The sequence below is a fragment of the Enterobacter cloacae complex sp. 382A5 genome (genome assembly GCF_050031095.1).
In the GTDB taxonomy this organism is placed as follows: Bacteria; Pseudomonadota; Gammaproteobacteria; order Enterobacterales; family Enterobacteriaceae; genus Enterobacter; species Enterobacter cloacae.
Genome location: NZ_JBLGVK010000001.1, coordinates 707,975 through 730,422, shown reverse-complemented (window position 1 = coordinate 730,422; position 22,448 = coordinate 707,975). Strand labels below are relative to the sequence as shown.

General features: G+C 53.8%; 18 protein-coding genes. 7 read left to right on the top strand and 11 right to left on the bottom strand.

Features of this window, described 5'->3' with window-relative positions:
* Positions 1–231: 231 nt before the first annotated feature.
* From lptD to apaH, 6 genes are read left to right on the top strand one after another with little or no spacing between them, the layout of a single operon-like run.
* Positions 232–2,583 (top strand): LPS assembly protein LptD, encoded by a 2,352-nt coding sequence (gene lptD / locus ACQG2G_RS03485; RefSeq protein WP_045902536.1) that lies wholly within the window; start codon positions 232–234, stop codon positions 2,581–2,583.
* A 53-nt stretch (positions 2,584–2,636) separates the two neighbouring features.
* Positions 2,637–3,923, top strand: coding sequence for a peptidylprolyl isomerase SurA (gene surA, locus ACQG2G_RS03480; protein WP_013095542.1), 1,287 nt, complete (start codon positions 2,637–2,639; stop codon positions 3,921–3,923).
* The gene (gene pdxA / locus ACQG2G_RS03475; RefSeq protein WP_061772597.1) at positions 3,923–4,909 is read left to right on the top strand and encodes a 4-hydroxythreonine-4-phosphate dehydrogenase PdxA; all 987 of its coding nucleotides are present in this window, start codon (positions 3,923–3,925) and stop codon (positions 4,907–4,909) included. The genes surA and pdxA overlap by 1 nt, the downstream gene beginning before the upstream one ends.
* A complete protein-coding gene (gene rsmA, locus ACQG2G_RS03470) occupies positions 4,906–5,727 on the top strand; it encodes a 16S rRNA (adenine(1518)-N(6)/adenine(1519)-N(6))-dimethyltransferase RsmA (protein ID WP_013095540.1) in 822 nt (273 codons plus the stop codon). The genes pdxA and rsmA overlap by 4 nt, the downstream gene beginning before the upstream one ends.
* A gap of 3 nt (positions 5,728–5,730) precedes the next feature.
* Positions 5,731–6,108, top strand: a complete 378-nt coding sequence (gene apaG, locus ACQG2G_RS03465; RefSeq protein ID WP_013095539.1) for a Co2+/Mg2+ efflux protein ApaG — start codon at positions 5,731–5,733, stop codon at positions 6,106–6,108.
* 4 nt (positions 6,109–6,112) lie between these two features.
* Positions 6,113–6,961, top strand: coding sequence for a bis(5'-nucleosyl)-tetraphosphatase (symmetrical) ApaH (gene apaH, locus ACQG2G_RS03460; RefSeq protein ID WP_013095538.1), 849 nt, complete (start codon positions 6,113–6,115; stop codon positions 6,959–6,961).
* 39 nt (positions 6,962–7,000) lie between these two features.
* On the opposite strand, the gene folA is transcribed toward apaH, so the two are convergent.
* The 4 genes from folA to ACQG2G_RS03440 all read right to left on the bottom strand — a co-directional run bounded on the left by folA (position 7,001) and on the right by ACQG2G_RS03440 (position 10,828).
* Entirely contained in the window at positions 7,001–7,480 is a 480-nt protein-coding gene (gene folA, locus ACQG2G_RS03455; protein ID WP_008502023.1) for a type 3 dihydrofolate reductase, read from the bottom strand.
* 114 nt (positions 7,481–7,594) lie between these two features.
* Entirely contained in the window at positions 7,595–9,460 is a 1,866-nt protein-coding gene (gene kefC, locus ACQG2G_RS03450) for a glutathione-regulated potassium-efflux system protein KefC (RefSeq protein WP_045902534.1), read from the bottom strand.
* The gene (kefF, locus tag ACQG2G_RS03445) at positions 9,453–9,983 is read right to left on the bottom strand and encodes a glutathione-regulated potassium-efflux system oxidoreductase KefF (RefSeq protein ID WP_023620041.1); all 531 of its coding nucleotides are present in this window, start codon (positions 9,981–9,983) and stop codon (positions 9,453–9,455) included. The genes kefC and kefF overlap by 8 nt, the downstream gene beginning before the upstream one ends.
* A 353-nt stretch (positions 9,984–10,336) precedes the next feature.
* A complete protein-coding gene (locus ACQG2G_RS03440; protein ID WP_248078623.1) occupies positions 10,337–10,828 on the bottom strand; it encodes a hypothetical protein in 492 nt (163 codons plus the stop codon).
* Between ACQG2G_RS03440 and ACQG2G_RS03435 the strand changes: the two genes are divergently transcribed.
* On the top strand, positions 10,719–13,244 hold the full coding sequence (locus tag ACQG2G_RS03435; RefSeq protein ID WP_348595913.1) for an autotransporter outer membrane beta-barrel domain-containing protein: 2,526 nt from the start codon (positions 10,719–10,721) through the stop codon (positions 13,242–13,244). The genes ACQG2G_RS03440 and ACQG2G_RS03435 overlap by 110 nt on opposite strands.
* A 47-nt stretch (positions 13,245–13,291) precedes the next feature.
* On the opposite strand, the gene ACQG2G_RS03430 is transcribed toward ACQG2G_RS03435, so the two are convergent.
* The 7 genes from ACQG2G_RS03430 to citF all read right to left on the bottom strand — a co-directional run bounded on the left by ACQG2G_RS03430 (position 13,292) and on the right by citF (position 22,448).
* On the bottom strand, positions 13,292–13,525 hold the full coding sequence (locus tag ACQG2G_RS03430; RefSeq protein WP_013095533.1) for a YgdI/YgdR family lipoprotein: 234 nt from the start codon (positions 13,523–13,525) through the stop codon (positions 13,292–13,294).
* Between the two features lie 139 nt (positions 13,526–13,664).
* Positions 13,665–16,889 carry a carbamoyl-phosphate synthase large subunit gene (carB, locus tag ACQG2G_RS03425; RefSeq protein ID WP_013095532.1) on the bottom strand — a complete coding sequence of 1,075 codons (3,225 nt, stop codon included), beginning with the start codon at positions 16,887–16,889 and terminating at the stop codon, positions 13,665–13,667.
* Positions 16,890–16,907: 18 nt separating this feature from the next.
* On the bottom strand, positions 16,908–18,056 hold the full coding sequence (carA, locus tag ACQG2G_RS03420) for a glutamine-hydrolyzing carbamoyl-phosphate synthase small subunit (RefSeq protein WP_248766772.1): 1,149 nt from the start codon (positions 18,054–18,056) through the stop codon (positions 16,908–16,910).
* A gap of 454 nt (positions 18,057–18,510) precedes the next feature.
* On the bottom strand, positions 18,511–19,332 hold the full coding sequence (dapB, locus tag ACQG2G_RS03415; RefSeq protein WP_248766771.1) for a 4-hydroxy-tetrahydrodipicolinate reductase: 822 nt from the start codon (positions 19,330–19,332) through the stop codon (positions 18,511–18,513).
* Between the two features lie 158 nt (positions 19,333–19,490).
* Entirely contained in the window at positions 19,491–20,399 is a 909-nt protein-coding gene (gene citG, locus ACQG2G_RS03410) for a triphosphoribosyl-dephospho-CoA synthase CitG (RefSeq protein WP_061772595.1), read from the bottom strand.
* Complete coding sequence (gene citX, locus ACQG2G_RS03405; protein WP_061772594.1) at positions 20,377–20,928, bottom strand: citrate lyase holo-[acyl-carrier protein] synthase; 552 nt, start codon at positions 20,926–20,928, stop codon at positions 20,377–20,379. The genes citG and citX overlap by 23 nt, the downstream gene beginning before the upstream one ends.
* Positions 20,928–22,448: a citrate lyase subunit alpha gene (gene citF, locus ACQG2G_RS03400; RefSeq protein ID WP_061772593.1), complete on the bottom strand. Its 1,521-nt coding sequence runs from the start codon at positions 22,446–22,448 to the stop codon at positions 20,928–20,930. The genes citX and citF overlap by 1 nt, the downstream gene beginning before the upstream one ends.

The following is a 22,448-nucleotide window of genomic DNA, read 5'->3' as shown; positions in this document are numbered from 1 at the left end:
CGGATAGTCATGTCCCTTGTCGACGCAACGCCATCATTACAGTGGTCGAGCCACGGTCAATTGAGGGACATCGCCTATAATTTGCATTATCATACTCGTCATTCGATAGCGAGCCTAACACTCTGGCACGCAAACGGGCAGGATTAACGCTGGTACTGCGCTGATGAGTAAGATAGTCTCTGAGCGTTTGTAAGCCGTAGCCACTGATGACGGAACACTAAAATATAACGTATGAAAAAACGTATCCCCACCCTCCTGGCCACAATGATTGGCACCGCCCTGTACAGTCAACAGGGGCTGGCGGCCGATCTTGCCTCGCAGTGTATGCTTGGCGTCCCAAGTTATAATCGCCCACTGGTGAGTGGCGATACCAATAGCTTGCCGGTAACCATTACTGCCGACAGTTCTAAAGGAACTTATCCTGACAATGCCACTTTTACGGGCAGTGTGGATATTAATCAGGGCAATAGCCGCCTGCAGGCAGATGAAGTGCAGTTGCACCAGAAGCAGCCGGAAGGTGCGGCCGAACCGGTACGAACGGTGGATGCGCTGGGTAATGTGCACTATGACGACAATCAGGTCATCCTGAAAGGTCCGAAAGCATGGTCAAACCTGAACACCAAAGATACGAACGTCTGGGAAGGTGATTACCAGATGGTAGGTCGTCAGGGGCGTGGTAAAGCAGATCTGATGAAACAGCGCGGTGAAAACCGCTATACGATTCTGGAAAACGGTTCCTTCACCTCTTGTCTGCCGGGTTCGAATACCTGGAGCGTGGTCGGAAGTGAGGTAATTCACGACCGTGAAGAACAGGTCGCAGAAATCTGGAACGCCCGGTTTAAACTCGGCCCGGTGCCGGTTTTCTATAGCCCGTACCTGCAACTTCCCGTGGGCGACAAACGTCGTTCAGGCTTCCTGATCCCAAATGCCAAATACAGCACCTCGAACTATTTTGAGTTCTATCTGCCGTATTACTGGAACATCGCGCCCAACATGGACGCCACGATCACGCCGCACTATATCCATAAGCGCGGCAACGTCATGTGGGAAAACGAGTTCCGCTATCTGACCCAGGCGGGTACCGGTTTGATGGAACTGGATTATCTGCCATCAGATAAGGTCTTCCAGGATGAGCACCCAACAGAAGGTGATAAACACCGTTGGATGTACTACTGGCGCCACGCTGGTGTCATGGATCAGGTCTGGCGTTTTAACGTCGACTACACCAAAGTCAGCGATCCTTACTACTTCAACGACTTCGATTCCAAGTACGGTTCCAGTACCGATGGCTACGCCACGCAGAAATTTAGCGTTGGCTATGCCATTCAGAACTTCAACGCTACGGTGTCGACGAAGCAATTCCAGGTGTTTGATAGCCAGACGCGAAGCACTTACGGTGCAGAACCGCAGCTGGATGTGAACTGGTATCAGAACGATGTTGGTCCATTCGATACCCGCGTCTACGCTCAGGCAGTGCATTTCGTCAATACCAACTCGGACATGCCGGAAGCCACGCGTGTACATTTAGAACCGACGATCAATTTACCGCTGTCGAACAACTGGTCGAGTCTGAATACCGAAGCCAAACTGATGGCGACCCATTACCAGCAGAAAAATGTGGACTGGTATAACAACCGTTATGGCACCGACCTCGACGAATCCGTGAACCGCGTTCTTCCACAATTTAAAATGGACGGTAAGCTGATCTTCGAGCGCGATATGGGTCTGCTGGCGGATGGGTATACGCAGACGCTTGAGCCACGTATGCAGTATTTGTACGTGCCTTATCGCGATCAGAGCAAAATCCAAAACTATGATTCCGCTTTCCTGCAGTCTGACTACAGCGGCCTGTTCCGTGACCGTACCTACGGCGGTCTCGACCGTATTGCTTCCGCGAACCAGTTAACGACCGGCGTCACAACGCGCGTTTATGATGAATCTGCCGTTGAACGTTTTAACGTTTCTGTTGGTCAAATCTACTATTTCACCGAGTCTCGTACCGGTGATGACAATATCAACTGGGAGAAAGACAACAAAACAGGTTCGCTGGTGTGGGCGGGCGATACCTACTGGCGCATGACCGATCGCTGGGGCTTACGCGGGGGTCTGCAGTACGATACGCGTCTCGACAATATTGCGACCAGCAGTGCAGCCGTCGAGTACCGTCGCGATGAAGATCGTATGGTGCAGTTGACCTATCGTTACGCCAGCCCGGAATATATTCAGGCAACATTGCCGAACTACGCCACCAGTGAACAGTATAAAGACGGGATTTCGCAGGTGGGTGGTGCAGCCAGTTGGCCAATCGCTGACCGCTGGTCAATTGTGGGCGCTTACTACTTTGACACTAACGCCAACAAGCCTGCTGACCAGATGGTTGGTCTGCAATATAACTCCTGCTGTTACGCGCTGCGTGTCGGCTACGAACGCAAGCTTAACGGCTGGGATACTCAAAACAATCAGAGCAAATACGATAACGTGATTGGCTTTAATGTCGAATTGCGCGGCCTGAGCTCCAACTACGGCCTGGGCACGCAGCAGATGCTGCGCTCGAACATTCTGCCGTACCGCAGTTCCTTGTAATGTGCTTGTTTTGCAACGTAATCCGCTTTGCGGTTAATTGAAATGGAAAAAGTATGAAGAACTGGAAAACGCTGCTGCTCGGTGTCGCTATGGTTGCGAATACCAGCTTCGCGGCCCCCCAGGTTGTTGATAAGGTCGCCGCTGTGGTTAACAACGGTGTCGTGCTCGAAAGTGACGTTGACGGTTTGATGAAATCTGTGAAGCTCAATTCGGGCCAGGCGGGTCAGCAACTTCCGGATGACGCAACGCTGCGCCATCAGATCCTGGAACGTCTGATCATGGATCAGATTGTCCTGCAAATGGGGCAGAAAATGGGCGTGAAGATCACTGACGAGCAGCTCGATCAGGCGATCGCTAACATCGCTAAGCAGAACAATATGACCCTGGATCAGATGCGTAGTCGTCTGGCCTATGATGGCATCAGCTATTCAACCTACCGTAATCAGATCCGTAAAGAGATGCTGATCTCAGAAGTGCGTAATAATGAAGTTCGTCGCCGCGTCACCATCCTGCCGCAGGAAGTCGACGCGCTGGCAAAACAGGTGGGCAACCAGAACGATGCCAGCACCGAGCTGAACCTGAGCCATATTCTGATCCCGCTGCCAGAGAACCCAACGTCTGACCAGGCCGCAGAAGCGGAAAGCCAGGCGCGCGCTATCGTTGAGCAGGCACGTAACGGCAGTGACTTTGGCAAGCTGGCCATTACCTACTCTGCCGACCAACAGGCGCTGAAAGGCGGCCAGATGGGCTGGGGACGTATTCAGGAACTGCCATCCATCTTTGCCCAGGCGCTGAGCACGGCGAAGAAAGGCGACATCGTGGGTCCAATCCGTTCAGGTGTTGGCTTCCACATCCTGAAAGTCAATGACCTGCGTGGTCAGAGCCAGAACATCTCCGTCACCGAAGTTCATGCTCGCCACATTCTGCTGAAACCGTCACCGATCATGACGGACGATCAGGCGCGTGCGAAGCTGCAACAGATTGCTGCGGACATTAAGAGCGGAAAAACGTCGTTTGCGAATGCCGCAAAAGAGTTCTCTCAGGATCCTGGCTCAGCTAACCAGGGCGGCGACCTGGGCTGGGCGGCGGCGGATATCTACGATCCGGCATTCCGCGATGCGCTGATGAAACTGAACAAGGGCCAGATGAGTGCACCGGTACACTCCTCCTTTGGCTGGCATCTGATCGAACTGCTGGATACCCGCAACGTTGATAAAACCGACGCGGCGCAGAAAGACAGAGCCTATCGTATGCTGTTCAACCGTAAGTTTTCTGAAGAAGCGGCAACCTGGATGCAGGAACAACGCGCCAGCGCTTACGTGAAAGTTCTGAGCAACTAATGAAACAGCATCGTGTTGTGATCACCCCCGGCGAACCCGCCGGGATTGGGCCTGACCTCGTGGTCCAGCTTGCCCAACGTAGCTGGCCGGTGGAACTGGTCGTCTGTGCTGATGCAACACTGTTACAAGACCGGGCTTCACTGCTCGGTCTGCCTTTAACGCTTATCCCCTACGTTGAAGGCCAGCAGCCTGCACCGCAGCAAGCCGGAACGCTCACGCTTCTTCCCGTCCCTCTTCGTACTCCTGTTATTCCGGGTCAGCTCAGCACTGAAAACGGCCACTATGTTGTCGAAACCCTGGCGCGCGCCTGCGATGGTTGCATAAAGGGTGAATTTGCTGCCCTGATTACGGGCCCCGTGCATAAAGGGGTGATTAACGAAGCCGGTATTCCGTTCACCGGACATACCGAGTTTTTTGAAGAGCGATCGCACACCCCGAAAGTGGTGATGATGCTGGCGACTGAAGCGATGCGGGTGGCTCTGGTAACAACCCATCTGCCGATTAAGGCCATTCCTGACGCCATCACCCCTGAACTGCTGCGGGAGATCATCGGGATACTGCATCACGATCTGCAGACCAAATTCGGCATTAAACAGCCGCACGTTCTGGTCTGTGGCCTGAACCCACACGCCGGGGAAGGCGGGCATATGGGGACTGAAGAGATCGACACCATCATTCCGGTGCTGAATGAAATGCGGGCGAAAGGGATGAACCTGAGCGGGCCATTGCCTGCCGATACCCTTTTCCAGCCCAAATACCTGGATAATGCCGATGCCGTGCTCGCGATGTACCACGATCAGGGCCTGCCCGTGCTAAAATACCAGGGCTTTGGCCGCGGTGTGAATATCACCCTCGGTTTACCTTTTATTCGAACGTCCGTTGACCACGGTACTGCGCTGGATCTGGCAGGCCAGGGAAAAGCGGATGACGGCAGTTTTATTACGGCGCTTAATCTCGCCATCAAAATGATTGTTAATACTCAATGACTAATCGAGTCCATCAGGGCCACTTAGCCCGTAAACGCTTCGGGCAAAACTTCCTCAACGATCAGTTCGTGATCGACAGTATTGTCTCGGCCATTAATCCGCAAAAAGGCCAGGCGATGGTTGAAATCGGCCCCGGTCTGGCAGCACTGACTGAACCCGTCGGCGAACGTCTGGACGAACTGACCGTTATCGAACTCGACCGCGATCTCGCTGCTCGTCTGCAAACGCACCCGTTCCTTGGGCCGAAGCTGACGATTTATCAGCAAGATGCCATGACCATGAATTTTGGCGAGCTGTCGGAAAAAATGGGTCAGCCGCTGCGCGTATTCGGTAACCTGCCCTATAACATCTCCACGCCGCTGATGTTCCACCTCTTTAGCTATACTGATGCCATTGCCGACATGCACTTCATGTTGCAAAAAGAGGTGGTAAACCGTCTGGTTGCAGGGCCGAACAGTAAAGCGTATGGTCGTTTAAGCGTGATGGCACAATATTTCTGCAATGTGATCCCGGTACTCGAAGTGCCGCCGTCTGCCTTCACGCCGCCGCCAAAAGTCGACTCTGCGGTTGTGCGCCTTGTGCCGCATAAAACGATGCCATACCCGGTCAAAGACCTGCGTGTACTGAGCCGCATCACCACAGAAGCCTTTAACCAGCGCCGTAAAACGATCCGTAATAGCCTCGGCAATCTGTTCACCGTTGACGTGCTGGCCGAACTGGGCATTGACCCGGCAATGCGAGCAGAAAACATCTCTGTTGAGCAGTACTGTAAACTGGCTAATTACATTAGCGAAAATGCGCCGCCGAAGGAGAGTTAAGCCATGATTGATTCGCCCCGCGTCTGTGTCCAGGTACAAAGCGTTTACGTTGAGTCGCAGTCCTCACCCGACGAAGAACGTTTTGTTTTCGCCTACACCGTGACCATTCGCAACCTGGGGCGGATGCCTGTGCAACTGCTCGGGCGTTACTGGCTTATCACTAACGGCAATGGCCGTGAAATCGAAGTTCAGGGTGAAGGTGTGGTTGGTGAACAGCCCCACATCGCCCCTGGCGAAGAGTATCAGTACACCAGCGGTGCAGTAATTGAAACACCGCTGGGTACCATGCAAGGCCATTATGAAATGGTCGACGTCGATGGCAATGTGTTCCGCGTTGCTATTCCTGTGTTCCGTCTCGCCGTTACAACACTCATTCATTAATCTAATGTCTACATATCTGATTGGCGACGTTCACGGTTGCTACGATGAACTGATCGCATTATTAAAACAGGTCGACTTTACGCCAGGACGGGATATTCTCTGGCTGACGGGCGATTTAGTGGCGCGTGGGCCAGGCTCCCTGGAGGTTTTACGCTTCGTAAAATCGCTGGGCGACAGCGTACGCATGGTGCTGGGGAACCATGATTTGCATCTGCTCGCCGTCTTTGCCGGCATCAGCCGCAATAAGCCGAAAGATCGTCTCACCCCGCTGCTGGAGGCGCCAGACGCCGACGAACTGATCAACTGGCTGCGTCGTCAGCCCCTGTTGCAGATCGATGAAGAGAAAAAACTGGTCATGGCACACGCCGGGATCACCCCACAGTGGGATCTTGAGACGGCCAAAACCTGCGCGCGTGACGTAGAAGCCGTGCTGGCGAGCGATTCCTACCCCTTCTTCCTTGATGCCATGTACGGCGACATGCCAAATCACTGGAGTGAAGATCTGAGCGGTCTGGCGCGCCTGCGTTTTATCACGAACGCGTTCACACGGATGCGTTTCTGCTTCCCGAACGGGCAACTGGATATGTACTCAAAAGAGACGCCGGAGAGCGCACCTGCACCGCTTAAACCGTGGTTTGCGATTCCCGGGCCGGTCACCAGTGAGTACAGCGTGGTGTTTGGCCACTGGGCCGCGCTAGAAGGGAAAGGCACGCCGGAAGGGATCTACGGTCTTGATACCGGTTGTTGCTGGGGCGGGGATTTAACCTGCTTACGCTGGGAAGATAAAACATACTTCGTGCAGCCGTCCAACCGACAGCTGGACCTGGGGGAAGGCGAGGCAGTCGCCTCCTGAGAGTGAATTCCCTCTCCCGGCCGGGAGAGGGTCTATCAACTAGCGACGTTCCAGAATCTCGAAGCAGTAGCTGTGTGAGTTCTGCGCATCCGCGTCGTGAAATTCGCTGAATACCGATTCCCACTCGTCCGGATCGTAGTCCGGGAAATGGGTATCGCCTTCCACTTCCGCATCAATATGCGTCAGATAGAGCTTTTGCGCTTTTGGCAGGAACTGCTCATATACACGCCCACCACCAATCACCATGATCTCTTCGGCGTTACCGCACGCGGCAATCGCCTCGTCCACGGATTTCACCCATTCGACGCGATCGTCAGTGCCTGGCTGGCTACTGATCACGATATTCTTACGGCCCGGCAATGGACGACCAATCGACTCCCAGGTCAGGCGGCCCATCACTACCGGCTTGTTTAACGTCGTACGTTTAAACCATGCGAGATCGGCAGGCAGGTTCCACGGCATGGCATTTTCCATACCGATAACACGGTCCACCGCCAGCGCTGCAATCAGACTGATCATTGAAAATTTCCCGGATGCAAAAAATTGCCGCCACTATACGGAAAGCTTAATCTTTCGTCGACTGGCGGCATGGTAAAGAGAGAGAAATTTTTTAATATTGCTGGCAACTCCACTTCACGCGGAAGGTTTACTCTCCGGTTCGTCCGCCGGATCGCCGGTATGCTTGCCCTCCTCCGTTCCCTGCCAGCCATGACGCTGCACCAGCGACAGATGATTACGATCCTCGTTAATGATCTCTGTCAGCATCGCACTGGTGCGTTTAAACACCGCCGCACGCTCTGTGGCCGTACTGCCCGCCATCGCCACCATCTCTTCCACCATATCGGTATTGAAGCGGCGGAACAGGTCCGCACGCTCACGCGCTTCATACGCGCCCAGGCCCAGACTTTCCAGCGCCATGCGGCCAGACTTAAGCGCACCTTCGAAGGTTTCACGCTCGGGTGCGTCCACCCCCGCCTGTCGCAGCTGGATATAGTGATCCACATCGCGCGCGCGGGAGATAATGGTCAGGTTCGGGAAATGCTCCTTCACCAGCTCAACCAGCTGCATACTGGTCTGGGGATCGTCAATCGCGTTGATGAGGACTTCCGCTTTCGCTGCCCCGGCTGATTCCAGCAGATCGACACGTGTTGCATCGCCATAGAAGACTTTCATATCGAACTTACGCAGGGTATCCACATGGTCCGGATCGTGATCGAGGATGACCATTTTTACCCCGCTTGAGAGCAGTAAACGACCGGTGATCTGCCCAAAGCGACCGAATCCGGCGATGATGACCCGCGGCTGTTCCTCATCGATCTCATCGGCTTCGCGTTCCTGTTCGCTGCCGTTTTTTTCCAGACGCGTCAGCAGCACCAGCAGGATCGGCGTTGCCGCCATCGACAGCGCGACCGCCAGCGTCAACGCTTTCGCCCACTCGGGATCGAGCACATTGGCCATTTGCGCCGCGCCGAAAACCACAAACGCGAATTCGCTTCCCTGTCCGAGCAGCACGGCGAACCAAAGACGCTGTCTGCCAGGCACGTTAAGCGGACGGGCGATCAGCCACAGCATCACCATTTTGATGACCAGGAAACCGACCAGCAGGATGAGGATCCGCAGTGGATGCGTGACCAGCGTGCCAAAGTCGATAGACATCCCGACCCCGATGAAAAACAGCCCCAGCAGCAGTCCTTTAAATGGCTCGATATCACTTTCAAGCGCGTGCCGGTACTCTGAGCTGGCCAGCAGAACGCCCGCGAGGAAGGCTCCCATCGCCATCGACAGCCCGGCTTCCTCCAGCAGCAGACCAAAACCAAACACCAGGAACAGCGCCACGGCACTGAACACTTCCCGCAACCCCGAGCGGGCGACAAATCGAAGCAGCGGACGTGTTACATACCGGCCAAGCAGGACAACCAGTGCCAGCGCACCGACCACTTTCAACGCAGAGAGGGCAAAAGCGCCGAGCGTGGTGGAGGCCCCACTTGCGGCCAGCAGCGGGATCATCGCCACCAGAGGAATCGCCGCGATATCCTGAAACAGCAGCACCGAAAACGCACTGCGTCCCATCTGTGAAACGGTCAGGTTTCGCTCGTTCATTGCCTGCATGGCAATCGCCGTCGAAGAGAGTGCCAGCGTCATGCCAATAAGCTCTGCCACTTTCCAGTCCATTCCCAGCAGAATACAGAAGCCGCCCAACAGCAGACCACAGGCTGCCATTTGCAGCGCCCCGCCGCCAAACACTGAGGCGCGCAGCTTCCACAAACGCTGCGGGTCAAGTTCCAGACCAATGACAAACAGCATCAGTACGACACCAATTTCGGCGAAATGCAGGATCGCCTCCGCGTCGGTGACCAGGCGGAATCCCCAGGGTCCGATAACACACCCGGCGATCAGGTAGCCCAGCACGGAGCCCAGCCCCAGGCGAACCGCCACGGGCACAATCAGCGCCGCCGCGCCAAGGTAAATCAGCGCCTGTATCAGCGTATGGCTATCCATTGTGCGTCTCCTGCCACTCAAGTAAGCGTTGTTTATAATGACGAGCCTGCGCCTGCAACGTCTCATCGTCACAAACAAATGTGCAGTGCATAGCAAATGGAGGAAGCCAGGTAAGACCACAGTAGAGTGCTGTCGCCTGAAGCGGTTGTGCCAGCACCTCAAAACCCGGGAAAGAGCCAATATCGAAGTGGCTTTCTCCACCACCGGTGGTCACAGCCCACATCAGGCTTTTTCCCTTCAGCGCATGCCCGTTGTGACCATACGCCCAGCCGTGGGAAAAGACTTTGTCGATCCACAATTTGAGGAGCGGAGGTGTGCTGTACCACTGCATCGGGTGTTGCCAGATGATCAGATCGGCGCGAGTGAGCGCCTCCTGTTCGGCGGCGATGTCGATGTTAAAATCAGGATAAAGTTGATAGAGGGAACGTATCTCTACGTTGTCGAGTGTCCTTACCTGTTCAAGCATGCGCTTATTCGCATGGGAGTGATGCGGATAGGGATGCGCATAAATTATCAGAATCATGAATCGGCCTGTTTTGACTGTCTTCTCTCTTGTAGATGTGAGTGTAGACAGTTAACCCGCCCGCTGAAAGCGTTCAGTGACGCGTCGGGAGCAAAACGCAAGTATTGCTACTCTTGAGTGCCAGTTCGCAGGGGTTTTCCAGTACTTATTTGAACACCTGCAAATAGATTCCTCTCACAAATAATTGACACTGCATTATTTATAACCGTGTCATATTTAGATTTATTAAATTTGCATTTTAATAAATCGAAGTATACATAACACATTGAAAACATAATAATTTCAACCCACTCCTCTCAACGCTTTTCTTTAAAACCTGAAAGAGAATATTTTTCTTCACTTCGAATTTCCTTTTAAATGGATGTGAATATGAAAGTAAAACGTCTGGAATTAAACAGGACCACCCAGTTACTGGGGAGATTATTTCCCGCCCTGCTTGTTTTTACACCAATAATCAGTTCTGCAGGCACCATCGACCAGTCAACCTCTGCCCCGCAAGACTTCTCCGCCGATACCGAATACGTCATCAATAAAGATATTACTGTGTCATCGTCTGGCGATTTAGCCGCTGTTTCCGCCTCAGGATTTAAAGTCAGTTCAATAACAAACAATGGGAATATTTCCGGCACTTCGAATGGACTTGATATAAACACTAGCGCGCAGCCACTCGATATTAATAATAATGCTGGCGCTACCATTTCCTCCGCAACAAAGAACGCTGTAAACATAGTCACGATGCAGGGTAGTTTAACCAACAAAGGAAACATAACCGGCTTTGAAAAGGGTATTTTTGTTAATGAAGATTCCTCTGCAATTAGCATATCAAATACGGAAAGAGGCATCATTAAAGGCAATACAGGTCTGGCTACTGACGCCGGAATTGTGATTGATAATAATGGCTCGATTATCGGCACAAGCGAAGATGGTATCAAACTCAGCGGTGGTGGAACCAAAATCATCAATACCGGCACCATTCAGGGTGATCAGAATGGTATCAACGTAACGGATACCGCGAAGGCTGACATCATTAACAATGGCTCAATTGGCGGTGGCAAGACAGCTATAATGTTCGCCAGTAACAAATATAATACCCTCACCCTCAACACAGGTTCAAACCTGTCTGGCGATGTCATTTCCACTCTTTCAACCGGTAACACCCTGACCCTGGTAGGCACCGGTACAGAAGACAGCAATTTTATCGGGCTGAACGAAGGCGATGGTTTCGCCTCTGTCAAAATGAACGGTGAAGACTGGACGCTGACGGGTAACGTCGACATCATTGGTGCCGGTGATTCACTGCAGGTGAATAGCGGCAACCTGACCCTGGCGGGTACCGTTTCCAATGCTGGCAATACGCTGGTGGCGAATGAAGCCACGCTCCAGCTGGGCAATGGCGAAGGTATGGCAAGTCTCAGCGGTGGCCTAACCAACAATGGTACGGTTATCTTTAACCAGGGAGGCAATTTCACGTTTTCTACCGACATGACCGGCAGCGGAAACGTAGAGAAAGTTGATGCGAATACGCTGACGCTAACCGGCAACAACAGCTATACCGGCGATACGACCCTGCGAAACGGCACAACGCTGGTAGCGGCAGGCGCAACGTTAGGTGTTGAAAACAGCAATGCCACTCTCACCGTGCAGAACGGGGCAAAGTTTGCCACCGCAGGAACCGTCTACAACAATATCACTATTCTCAGCGGCGGTACGCTGGCAGCGTGGAATGCAATTGAGGGCAACACAACCCTCAGAGACGTCGGCATTGATACCATTAACGGCAACGTGACCAACAGCGGCACGCTTTTGCTCAGTGCAGCCGACCACAGCGTGGGTAATGACTTTACCATCACTGGTGACTATACCGGCGCAGAAGGTAGCCAGATTGTGTTAAACAGCGAGCTGGGTACTGACACGGCACCTACCGATCATCTCACAATAACCGGCAGCAGTTTTGGCCAGTCCGGTGTGACCGTCAGCAACATTGGTGGACTTGGCGCACAGACCGTGAACGGCATGGAGATTGTCAGCGTCGCCGGCAGCTCTGAAGCACAGCTGACGCTGGCCAAACCGGTTGTGGCAGGCGCATACGAATACTCTCTTTACCAGCATAGTGACGGGAACTGGTACCTGGAATCGAAGGCCACGCCACCTGTCGATCCGACAGATGATACCGATGACGGTGATAATACCGACAACGGTGGCAATACCGACGATGGCGGTAACAGTGACAATGGCAGCAATACCGACAATGGCGGCAACAGCGGCGGTAATGATAACGGCGACGGTGGTGATAATAGCGATAACGGCGGCGGCAATACCCCAGCACCAGAAGTGATGGCACCTGAAGTGGGCGCGTATTTAGGCAACTATCTGGCGGCTCAGAGTATGTTCCTGCACAAACGTGACGATCGCGATCAGCTCACTTTCCGTAACGAAGACGATCTGAATACCTGGATGTATGTTAAAGGTCGTTACCATGAAAATGATGCAGGCGGCGATAAAGTCAGCTACGACACCACGACCACCGTTCTGCAAGTCGGCAGCGATTTTCTCAGCAAGCCAATGGACAGCGGTATCCTGCGTGCCGGTGGCATGTTTGGTGCAGGCCAGGCGAAGACCCACTCAGATGCGAAACACAACGTGCGTGACGCACAGGGTAAAGTCGATGGCTTCAACGTTGGGCTCTACGCCACCTGGCAGGAAGATCAGAAATTACGCCTGGGCAGCTACATTGATACCTGGGCCGCCTACAGCTGGTACAACAACAAAGTGACCAGCAACCGCAACGATGAAGATTACAACAGCGAAGGTTTTGCCGCGTCTGTTGAAGTCGGCCATGCGTGGGTTATCCCATCTGAAAACGAGCGTACCTGGAAGATCGAGCCTCAGGCGCAGGTGATCTACAGCTATCTTGATCAGGAAAATCATACGGACCGCGATGGCGTCCGGGTGACGACTCTGGATAACGACAGCGTCTTCGGTCGTCTGGGTGTGAAATCCAGCTATTTCCAGCAAAAGGACGTCACGGCCTGGCAGCCATACGTTGCGGTGAACTGGCTGAAGGGTGCAGGTCAAAACGATCTGGCCTTCAACGACGAAACCGTAAGTAATGATACGCCGGAGGATCGTGGTCAGGTAGAGCTGGGTATTACCGGCAATCTTAACGAGACCACGACAATTTCACTTCGCGCCAGCGGCGAATGGGGTGAAAACAACTATGCCGCTTACGGCGGTCATATTTTGTTAAACCACCGCTGGTAACCCATCCGCATCAAGCAAAAAAGCAGTGGCAGATGCCACTGCTTTTTTTAATTATCCAGTTCACCCATGGATTTAACCTGGTCACGGTTAATCTGCTCGGTTTGACCAGTTTCCGCATTTTTATACGACACCAGACCGGTATCGTCATCCACCTGCGGTTTGCCGTCCGTAATGATGGTGCGGCCATCGGTGGTTTTTACCGCCTGATTAGATGAACACCCCGCTACGGTGAACATTGCAGTGGCAGCCAGAACGGAAGCGATCAGTAGTTTATTTTGCATGGTGTTTTCCCCTGCTCTCAGTTGAATTTCATTATCGACCTAACCATTTTAGGCTAACTGACTGAATGCGGATGGAAAACCAGAAGGTTCTGAAGAGGGGAAGAATGCCCGGTAGCCGAACGGTACCGGGCAATTTGTCTTACTTGTTAATCTGGGCGTGCATTTCCTGGACCGAAATCACCTTCTCGGTGGCATCCGCGTTCAGCGCCATGGCTGTTGCGAAACCGCCGTTCAGGGTGGTGTCGTAATGCACTTTGTACTGCAGCGCGCTGCGGCGAATCAGCTTGGAGTCTTCAATCGCCTGGCGGCCCGCAGTGGTGTTGATGATATAGGTGTATTCGCCATTCTTAATGCGATCCTGAATGTGCGGACGACCTTCATGCACCTTGTTCACCAGACGCGGGTTGATTCCCGCTTCACCCAGCACAATCGCCGTACCGTGGGTTGCATCCAGCTCGAAGCCCTGTTTCAGTAGCTTGGCAGCCAGGTCAACCACGCGCTCTTTATCACCTTCGCGAACAGAGAGCAGCGCACGGCCAGATTTCTTCATGGTGGAGTTGCTACCCAGTTGCGCTTTAGCAAACGCTTCTGCAAAGGTGCGGCCCACGCCCATCACTTCCCCGGTAGAGCGCATCTCTGGCCCTAACAGCGGGTCAACGCCCGGGAATTTGTTGAACGGCAGCACCACCTCTTTCACCGAGTAGTACGGCGGGATAATCTCTTTTGTGACGCCCTGCTGAGCCAGCGTCTGGCCGGCCATCACGCGCGCCGCCACTTTTGCCAGCGGAATACCGGTCGCTTTAGAGACGAACGGTACGGTACGTGCCGCACGCGGGTTCACTTCAATCAGGTAGACTTCGTTGTCTTTCACGGCGAACTGGACGTTCATCAGGCCGCGAACCTGCAGTTCGAAGGCCAGTTTCTGCACCTGCTGACGCATCACGTCCTGAATTTCCTGGCTCAGGGTGTACGCTGGCAGAGAACAGGCGGAGTCGCCTGAGTGCACGCCCGCCTGCTCGATGTGCTCCATGATGCCGCCAATCAGCACCATTTCGCCGTCGCAGATAGCATCCACATCCACTTCAACCGCATCGTCGAGGAAGCGATCCAGCAGCACCGGCGCATCGTTGGACACGCTGACTGCCGTCTGGAAGTAACGACGCAGGTCGGCTTCGTCGTAGACGATTTCCATCGCGCGGCCGCCCAGCACGTAAGAAGGACGCACCACCAGCGGGTAGCCAATCTCTTTCGCCTTCTCAACCGCTTGTTCAATCGCAGTCACGGTGGCGTTTGCCGGCTGTTTCAGCTTCAGACGGTCAACCGCCTGCTGGAAACGCTCGCGGTCTTCTGCACGGTCAATGGCATCCGGGCTGGTACCGATAACCGGCACACCTGCGGCTTCCAGCGCGCGCGCCAGTTTCAGCGGAGTCTGGCCGCCGTACTGCACGATCACGCCTTTTGGCTTCTCGATGCGCACGATTTCCAGCACGTCTTCCAGAGTTACCGGTTCGAAGTAGAGACGGTCAGAGGTGTCATAGTCGGTAGAGACCGTTTCCGGGTTACAGTTGACCATGATGGTCTCGTAACCGTCTTCGCGCAGCGCCAGAGAGGCGTGTACGCAGCAGTAGTCAAACTCGATGCCCTGGCCGATACGGTTTGGGCCACCGCCCAGTACCATGATTTTGTCGCGGTCAACGGACGGATTCGCTTCACACTCGTCTTCATACGTGGAATACATGTAAGCCGTATCGGTCGCGAACTCTGCCGCACAGGTATCAACACGCTTGTAGACCGGGTGCAGGTCATACTGGTCGCGCAGCTTGCGGATTTCCGCTTCACGCACGCCGGCCAGTTTTGCCAGACGCGCGTCGGCAAAGCCTTTGCGCTTCAGCATGCGCAGGAAGTCAGCGTCCAGGCCATTGATGCCCAGCTCCGCCACTTTCTCTTCCAGACGCACCAGCTCTTCAATTTGCACCAGGAACCAGCGGTCGATGTTGGTCAGGTTGAACACGCCGTCCACGGACAAGCCTGCGCGGAAGGCGTCGGCGATATACCAGATACGCTCTGCGCCCGCGTCTTTCAGCTCGCGGCGGATTTTGGTCAGTGCTTCCGGGTCGTCCAGGCTCACTTTCGGATCGAAGCCTGTCGCGCCCACTTCGAGGCCGCGCAGCGCTTTCTGCAGGGATTCCTGCTGCGTGCGGCCAATCGCCATCACTTCACCCACAGATTTCATCTGGGTGGTCAGACGGTCGTTCGCGCCAGCGAATTTCTCGAAGTTGAAGCGTGGAATTTTGGTCACAACGTAGTCGATAGACGGTTCGAAGGACGCAGGCGTGCGGCCCCCGGTGATGTCGTTCATCAGCTCGTCAAGGGTGTAACCGACCGCCAGTTTCGCCGCCACCTTCGCAATCGGGAAGCCGGTCGCTTTAGAGGCCAGCGCGGAGGAGCGGGACACGCGCGGGTTCATTTCGATAACAATCAGACGGCCGGTTTTCGGGTTCACCGAGAACTGCACGTTAGAACCACCGGTTTCGACGCCGATTTCACGCAGTACCGCCATCGAGGCGTTACGCATGATTTGGTACTCTTTGTCGGTCAGCGTTTGCGCTGGCGCAACGGTAATGGAGTCGCCGGTGTGGATACCCATCGCATCGAAGTTTTCGATGGAGCAGACGATGATGCAGTTGTCGTTTTTATCACGCACCACTTCCATCTCGTACTCTTTCCAGCCAATCAGCGATTCATCAATCAGCAGCTCTTTGGTTGGGGAGAGATCCAGGCCGCGCTCGCAAATCTCTTCAAACTCTTCGCGGTTGTAGGCGATACCGCCGCCGGTGCCGCCCATGGTGAAGGAAGGACGGATGATGCACGGATAACCCACTTCAGCCGCTACGGCCAGTGCCTCTTCCATGTTGTGAGCGATACCGGAACGCGCGGTGTCGAGGCCGATTTTTTTCATCGCCACGTCGAAGCGACGACGGTCTTCTGCTTTATCAATCGCGTCGGCGGTCGCACCAATCATGGTCACGCCGAACTCTTCCAGCACGCCCTGACGCTCCAGCTCCAGTGCGCAGTTCAGCGCAGTCTGGCCACCCATGGTCGGCAGAACCGCATCCGGACGCTCTTTCTCGATGATTTTACGTACCACTTCCCAGTGAATCGGCTCGATGTAGGTTGCATCCGCCATTTCCGGGTCGGTCATGATGGTCGCCGGGTTAGAGTTTACCAGGATAACGCGGTAACCCTCTTCGCGCAGGGCCTTACACGCCTGTGCACCGGAGTAGTCAAATTCACAGGCCTGACCGATAACAATCGGGCCAGCGCCAAGGATCAGGATGCTTTTTATGTCTGTACGTTTTGGCATGGTCTTCTCGGCTCCTGATTATTTAGCGGTCTTACGGTATTGCTCGATAAGTTCGATGAAGTGATCGAACAGCGGTGCGGCATCGTGCGGCCCCGGGCTGGCTTCCGGGTGTCCCTGGAAGCTGAACGCTGGCTTATCGGTACGATGGATCCCCTGCAGGGTGCCATCGAACAGGGATTTGTGCGTCACGCGCAGATTAGCCGGCATTGACGCTTCGTCTACTGCGAAGCCGTGGTTCTGTGCCGTAATCATCACCGTGTTGTTGTCGATGTCTTTCACCGGGTGGTTACCACCGTGGTGACCGAACTTCATCTTAATGGTGTTCGCCCCGCTCGCCAGCGCCAGCAGCTGATGGCCGAGGCAGATGCCGAATACCGGAATATCGGTTTCGAGGAAGGACTTGATGGCATCGATAGCGTAATCGCACGGTGCCGGGTCGCCAGGTCCGTTAGAGAGGAAGATGCCATCCGGGTTCATCTTCAGTACGTCTTCGGCAGAGGTTTCCGCCGGCACTACCGTCAGACGGCAGCCGCGATCAACCAGCATGCGCAGGATATTGCGCTTGGCGCCGAAATCGTAGGCGACCACGTGGAACGGCAGCTCGCTCTCTTTTTTCGCTTCCGGCAGGTCATCTGACAGCGTCCAGCTACCTTGCGTCCAGCTGTATGCTTCAGTGGTCGTCACTTCTTTCGCCAGGTCCATGCCATTCAGGCCCGGGAAGGCTTTCGCTTTTTCCAGCGCCAGCGCCGCATCGAGGTTGTCCCCTGCGATGATGCAGCCGTTCTGTGCACCCTTCTCGCGCAGCAGACGCGTTAACTTACGGGTATCGATATCGGCAATCGCCACAATGTTATGGCGCTTCAGGTAGGAAGAGAGGTCTTCGGTATTGCGGAAGTTGCTGGCAATCAGCGGCAGGTCGCGAATGACCAGGCCTTGCGCATGTACCTGAGAAGATTCTTCGTCAGCAGCATTGGTGCCGACATTGCCGATATGAGGATAAGTAAGAGTAACGATTTGGCGAGAATAGGAAGGATCAGTGAGGATTTCTTGATAACCGGTCATTGAAGTATTGAAAACGACTTCCCCAACCGCCGAACCCGTTGCCCCTATGGCCCGACCGATAAACTGGGTTCCGTCTTCCAGAACCAATAGCGCTGACTTAATCAAAACACCCTCCAGAGAATATTCACTCACTTTATTTGCATATTAATTCACAACCATGTCATAAATCAATGCAAATGTGTTGCCAGCGGATTTTTGGCAAACGGCGGCATTCTGGAGATTTGCCAGGTAAAAGTCAACTCAAAACGGATATTTTAATTATCCTTTTGCAAGCCTGGAGGCCTGAAAAGATGTTAAGCGGCAAAAAGATCAGGTAAATCACGACAGAAAACGCTTGCGTGGCAAGTTTATTGGAATTTCTGGTACGCAGATAATAAAAAGTGGACCAAACGGTCAAAATTTACATACTAGCAACACAAAATGGCGGGATAATATCTACTTTTAGTCAAAAAAGACAAAACTAAACATGGAATGGATAAAATAAAAGGGCAATAAATTATTGCCCTATGCAATCAAAAATTTACGACTGCAATAACCACATCACGATGGGTAATATCTCTTACAAATTGTTGAGATCGAGCACATCACGCATAGCAAAAAGACCATTTTCTTTGTCTTTCAGCCACAAAGCGGAGCGAACGGCACCATTCGCAAATGTCATGCGGCTGGATGCTTTATGCGTGATCTCTACACGTTCTCCAATATCGGCGAACATCGCAGTATGTTCCCCGACGATGTCACCCGCACGCACGGTTGCGAAACCAATCGTTCCCGGAACACGTTCGCCCGTATGGCCTTCGCGGGTATATACCGCGCAGTCTTTTAAATCTTTATCCAGTGCATGCGCAATCGCTTCGCCCATTGCCAGCGCCGTGCCGGAGGGAGCATCGACTTTGTAACGGTGGTGAGCTTCGACAATCTCAATGTCGGTATAATCGCCCATCACTTTTGCGGCCTTCTCCAGCAGCTTAAGCATAACGTTGACGCCCACGCTAAAGTTAGCAGCGAAGACAATAGCAATCTCATGGGACGCATCCTGAATGGCTTGTTTACCGGCTTCATCAAACCCGGTGGTGCCAATCACCATGCCTTTGCCGTGCTGGCGGCAAAATGCCAGATGGGTCAGTGTGCCTTCTGGCCGGGTGAAATCGATAAACACATCAAAATCATCTTTCACCGCATCAAGGCTGCTCTGAACGGTAACGCCCGTCTTGCCCGCGCCTGCCAGTTCACCGGCATCGGCCCCAAGAAGCGATGAACCTTCACGCTCCAGTGCTGCGCCCAGCGCTACGCCATCCATCTGAAGTGCCGCCTGAATGAGCTGGCGACCCATACGTCCACCCGCGCCCGCAATAGCGACACGGATCTGTGCATCATGCATAGTTATTCTCTTACGTTAAAATGATGTAAACCGTTTTCAGATTAACCAGCATAATGAAGAGTCGCCAGCCGAAAACGCCAATAATTAGAATTTAATGATAAACAGAGAGGAGTATCAGTAAAAGACATGATTCATCCCGCAGGATGAATCATCGGATCTTATTCGGAAAAGTGTTTGCCAGCCGGGAAATGACTTAAAAACCAGGTTACCGCCAGTAAATCCGCGCTACCGCCAGGGCTGAGATGGCGGTTAATGAGGTCATCATCAAGCCGTTGAAGCGCCTCAATGCCACCCTTTTTGAGGACGCCCCCCTGCCATAACAGCTTTTGCGCCTGATGCTGAACGTAATAAAGCCCTTCCAGCCCACCGCGTGAGACAAGATTGGTGTCATCATTCCACGCCATAAGATGTAGTAGCGTTTGCAGTAATGCCAGGTTCGAGTCGCCATACTCCTGCAAAACCCGGTTATAAACGGGTAACGCTTGCGTTCTGACGGTGTGAAAACCACTTTCCGCTTCTCCGCGCGCACCTGCGAAGCCATAGCGCAAAAAATGCGCTTCACTTTTACTGGGTTCTTTCTGGGCATTCGACGACAGTTCACGCGCAACAATATTTCGGCACAAGCGTGCCACTTGCATACAGAGACGGTTCTGTTCTGGCATCTCTCCGACAGCCACACTCCGACCGATAGCCGTACTTAACAGGCCAAAAGCGAAAATCGCCCCACGGTGCGTATTGACTCCCCCTGTCGCCTGCAACATATCGCTTTCACACGCCATCCCTAATGGCCTTACCATGGGCAGCACGCTTTCCGCCTCCAGCTTCGCTGTGTTGCGTCCCATGGTATAAAATTTCGCCATCCATGGAGCAATTGCAGCAGTGCTGCGCTCAAACGCCGCTCGATCCATATCGTGATGCGCGCCCGAATTACGAATATCGACGAGACCCGGTTTCGGCGTCAGCCGTACTTCCGCCAGCAACGCCCGCTCAACCAGACCACTTATATCGTCCGCCTCAAACTTCAAACGCACCGGCGCACGTTGTTCAATTAAGATACTCTCGCTCATAGCATTCAATCCTTCGTGCAATTTCATCCAACAAGAGATCGAGGGAATGTTGTCGAGCCCGTGCGCAAATATGGGCCTCCCGATCGCAAATAAGGCAACGCCGAGGGGAGACCCCTAATTCACGCCGGGAGAGCAACTGCCCATCGCTATCAATCACATCAATGTCCCACAACCTTCCTAACGGATGCTGCAGCTCTAACATCAACAGCTGTTGTTTCAGTGCTTTTGCCGGGGCGCAGACCGCCATCATCCATTCCGGGCCGCTGCGGGCATCAACTTGCTTTTCCCACACGCTGACCCATTCCATTTTCTGGCAGAGTGCCGTGATTTCTCGCCGGGCATAGCCTGCAACACGCTGCCACACCGGGGAATTTTTTAAGGCCCCCGGAGATACAAGTGAAAAAGAGATCAGTGGCAACTGGTAGCAGCTCAAAGCCTGATGCTGCCGGGTCATGCGTTTATCCCGCGCCTGCAGCATCTCCTCGAGCGTGACAGGCTGCCCCTGGGATAGCAGGTCTGCGCCTTTCATCAGCGTTTTACCTGGCGAATCACGTCAATGACCGAACCATCGCGATAACGCACTACAGCCACCACCCGATCGGTAAATTCAATCGGCTGCGGTTTGCCTGTAAGCACCTCGGCTCGCTGCTGAAGTTGCTCAATGGTCATCAACGCCACGCCTGCGTCACGTAAATTGTCGATGAGATCCTGGCGCGCCGGGTTTACCGCAATACCATGATCGGTGACCAGTACATCAACGCTGGCCCCCGGCGTGACGGTAGTCAGGACTTTCTCCACTACGCAAGGAATACGGCCGCGAACCAGCGGAGCGGTAATAATGGTAAGGTCAGCGCCTGCCGCCGTATCGCTATGGCCGCCAGATGCGCCACGTAGAACACCGTTCGAACCGGTCATCACGTTTACATTGAAATTAACGTCAATTTCCAGCGCACTGAGCATTACCACGTTCAGGCGTTCGCAGGCCGCGCCTTTAGAACCGGGGTTGGCGTATTGATTGGTAGAAATTTCGATATGATGCGGATTCTGTGCCAGCGAGCGTGCGGCATCACCGTCAAAAGATTGCGTATCCAGAAGCGCTTTAATCAAGCCTTTCTCATGTAGATCCACCATTGTGCCCGTGATCCCACCCAGGCCAAAACTTGCGGTAATGTTCTGGCGACGCATCTTGTCTTCCAGGAAGCGGGAAACCGCCAGCGATGCCCCACCGGTACCGGTTTGTAGTGAAAAGCCGTCCTTAAAATAACCCGAGTGTTCAATCACGTTGGCCGCCTGACGGGCGATTAACAGCTCTCGGGGGTTGCTGGACAAACGGATTGCCCCCGCCGTAATTTTCGCGGGATCGCCAACCTCTTCAACCTGTACAATCAAATCCACCTGATCCTGCGCAATACTTGCCGGATAGTTTGGGTAATTCACCCACTCTTCCGTTAGCAGTACAACGCATTTGGCATATTCCGCATCAACCTTCGCATAGCCCAAAGAGCCGCAGCGGGACTTACCGCTAAAGCCGTTAGCGTTACCGAACTCATCGCAGCAAGGTACGCCAAGGAATGCGACATCGATACTCAGCTCACCGTTCTGAATCAGTTTTACGCGACCGCCGTGGGAGTGGATCTGCACCGGGTTTTCCATCAGGCCAGCTGAGATCTCCTCCCCCAGTTTGCCACGCAATCCGGACGTATAAATCTGGCAAACCACACCGTTTTTAATGTGTTCAATCAGCGGCCAATGGGCATCGATCAGGGAACTGGACGCTAATGTCAGGTCACGAAACCCCATTTCCGCCAGTTTCGCCATCACCATATTGACCACCTTGTCGCCCCCCCGAAACGCATGGTGGAAGGATACGGTCATGCCGTTTTTAAGCCCGGAACGGCGGATAGCCTCTTCAAGAGTGTCGCAAACCTTCCGCTGGCGCTTTTCTGTTTCACTGGCCAGCCACGGGCTGTTGGTGGTTACCCCTTCATAAGGATGTAATCCTTCCGGTACGACATAGTGCTGGTTCAGCATTGTTACAGTCTCTTTCAT

Bases quoted from the DNA above. Each gene is read 5' to 3' on its own strand.
- folA (WP_008502023.1), bottom strand. From the start codon at position 7,480: ATGATCAGTCTGATTGCAGCGCTGGCGGTGGACCGTGTTATCGGTATG.
- ACQG2G_RS03440 (WP_248078623.1), bottom strand. From the start codon at position 10,828: ATGATGCCTCTTTCCGTATTTGATATGCTAATTGCAGAGGAATCTTCA.
- dapB (WP_248766771.1), bottom strand. From the start codon at position 19,332: ATGCATGATGCACAGATCCGTGTCGCTATTGCGGGCGCGGGTGGACGT.
- citG (WP_061772595.1), bottom strand. From the start codon at position 20,399: ATGAGCGAGAGTATCTTAATTGAACAACGTGCGCCGGTGCGTTTGAAG.
- rsmA (WP_013095540.1), top strand. From the start codon at position 4,906: ATGACTAATCGAGTCCATCAGGGCCACTTAGCCCGTAAACGCTTCGGG.
- citX (WP_061772594.1), bottom strand. From the start codon at position 20,928: ATGAAAGGCGCAGACCTGCTATCCCAGGGGCAGCCTGTCACGCTCGAG.
- ACQG2G_RS03430 (WP_013095533.1), bottom strand. From the start codon at position 13,525: ATGCAAAATAAACTACTGATCGCTTCCGTTCTGGCTGCCACTGCAATG.
- carB (WP_013095532.1), bottom strand. From the start codon at position 16,889: ATGCCAAAACGTACAGACATAAAAAGCATCCTGATCCTTGGCGCTGGC.
- apaH (WP_013095538.1), top strand. From the start codon at position 6,113: ATGTCTACATATCTGATTGGCGACGTTCACGGTTGCTACGATGAACTG.
- lptD (WP_045902536.1), top strand. From the start codon at position 232: ATGAAAAAACGTATCCCCACCCTCCTGGCCACAATGATTGGCACCGCC.
- citF (WP_061772593.1), bottom strand. From the start codon at position 22,448: ATGAAAGAGACTGTAACAATGCTGAACCAGCACTATGTCGTACCGGAA.
- kefC (WP_045902534.1), bottom strand. From the start codon at position 9,460: ATGGATAGCCATACGCTGATACAGGCGCTGATTTACCTTGGCGCGGCG.
- kefF (WP_023620041.1), bottom strand. From the start codon at position 9,983: ATGATTCTGATAATTTATGCGCATCCCTATCCGCATCACTCCCATGCG.
- apaG (WP_013095539.1), top strand. From the start codon at position 5,731: ATGATTGATTCGCCCCGCGTCTGTGTCCAGGTACAAAGCGTTTACGTT.
- surA (WP_013095542.1), top strand. From the start codon at position 2,637: ATGAAGAACTGGAAAACGCTGCTGCTCGGTGTCGCTATGGTTGCGAAT.
- ACQG2G_RS03435 (WP_348595913.1), top strand. From the start codon at position 10,719: ATGCAGGGTAGTTTAACCAACAAAGGAAACATAACCGGCTTTGAAAAG.
- pdxA (WP_061772597.1), top strand. From the start codon at position 3,923: ATGAAACAGCATCGTGTTGTGATCACCCCCGGCGAACCCGCCGGGATT.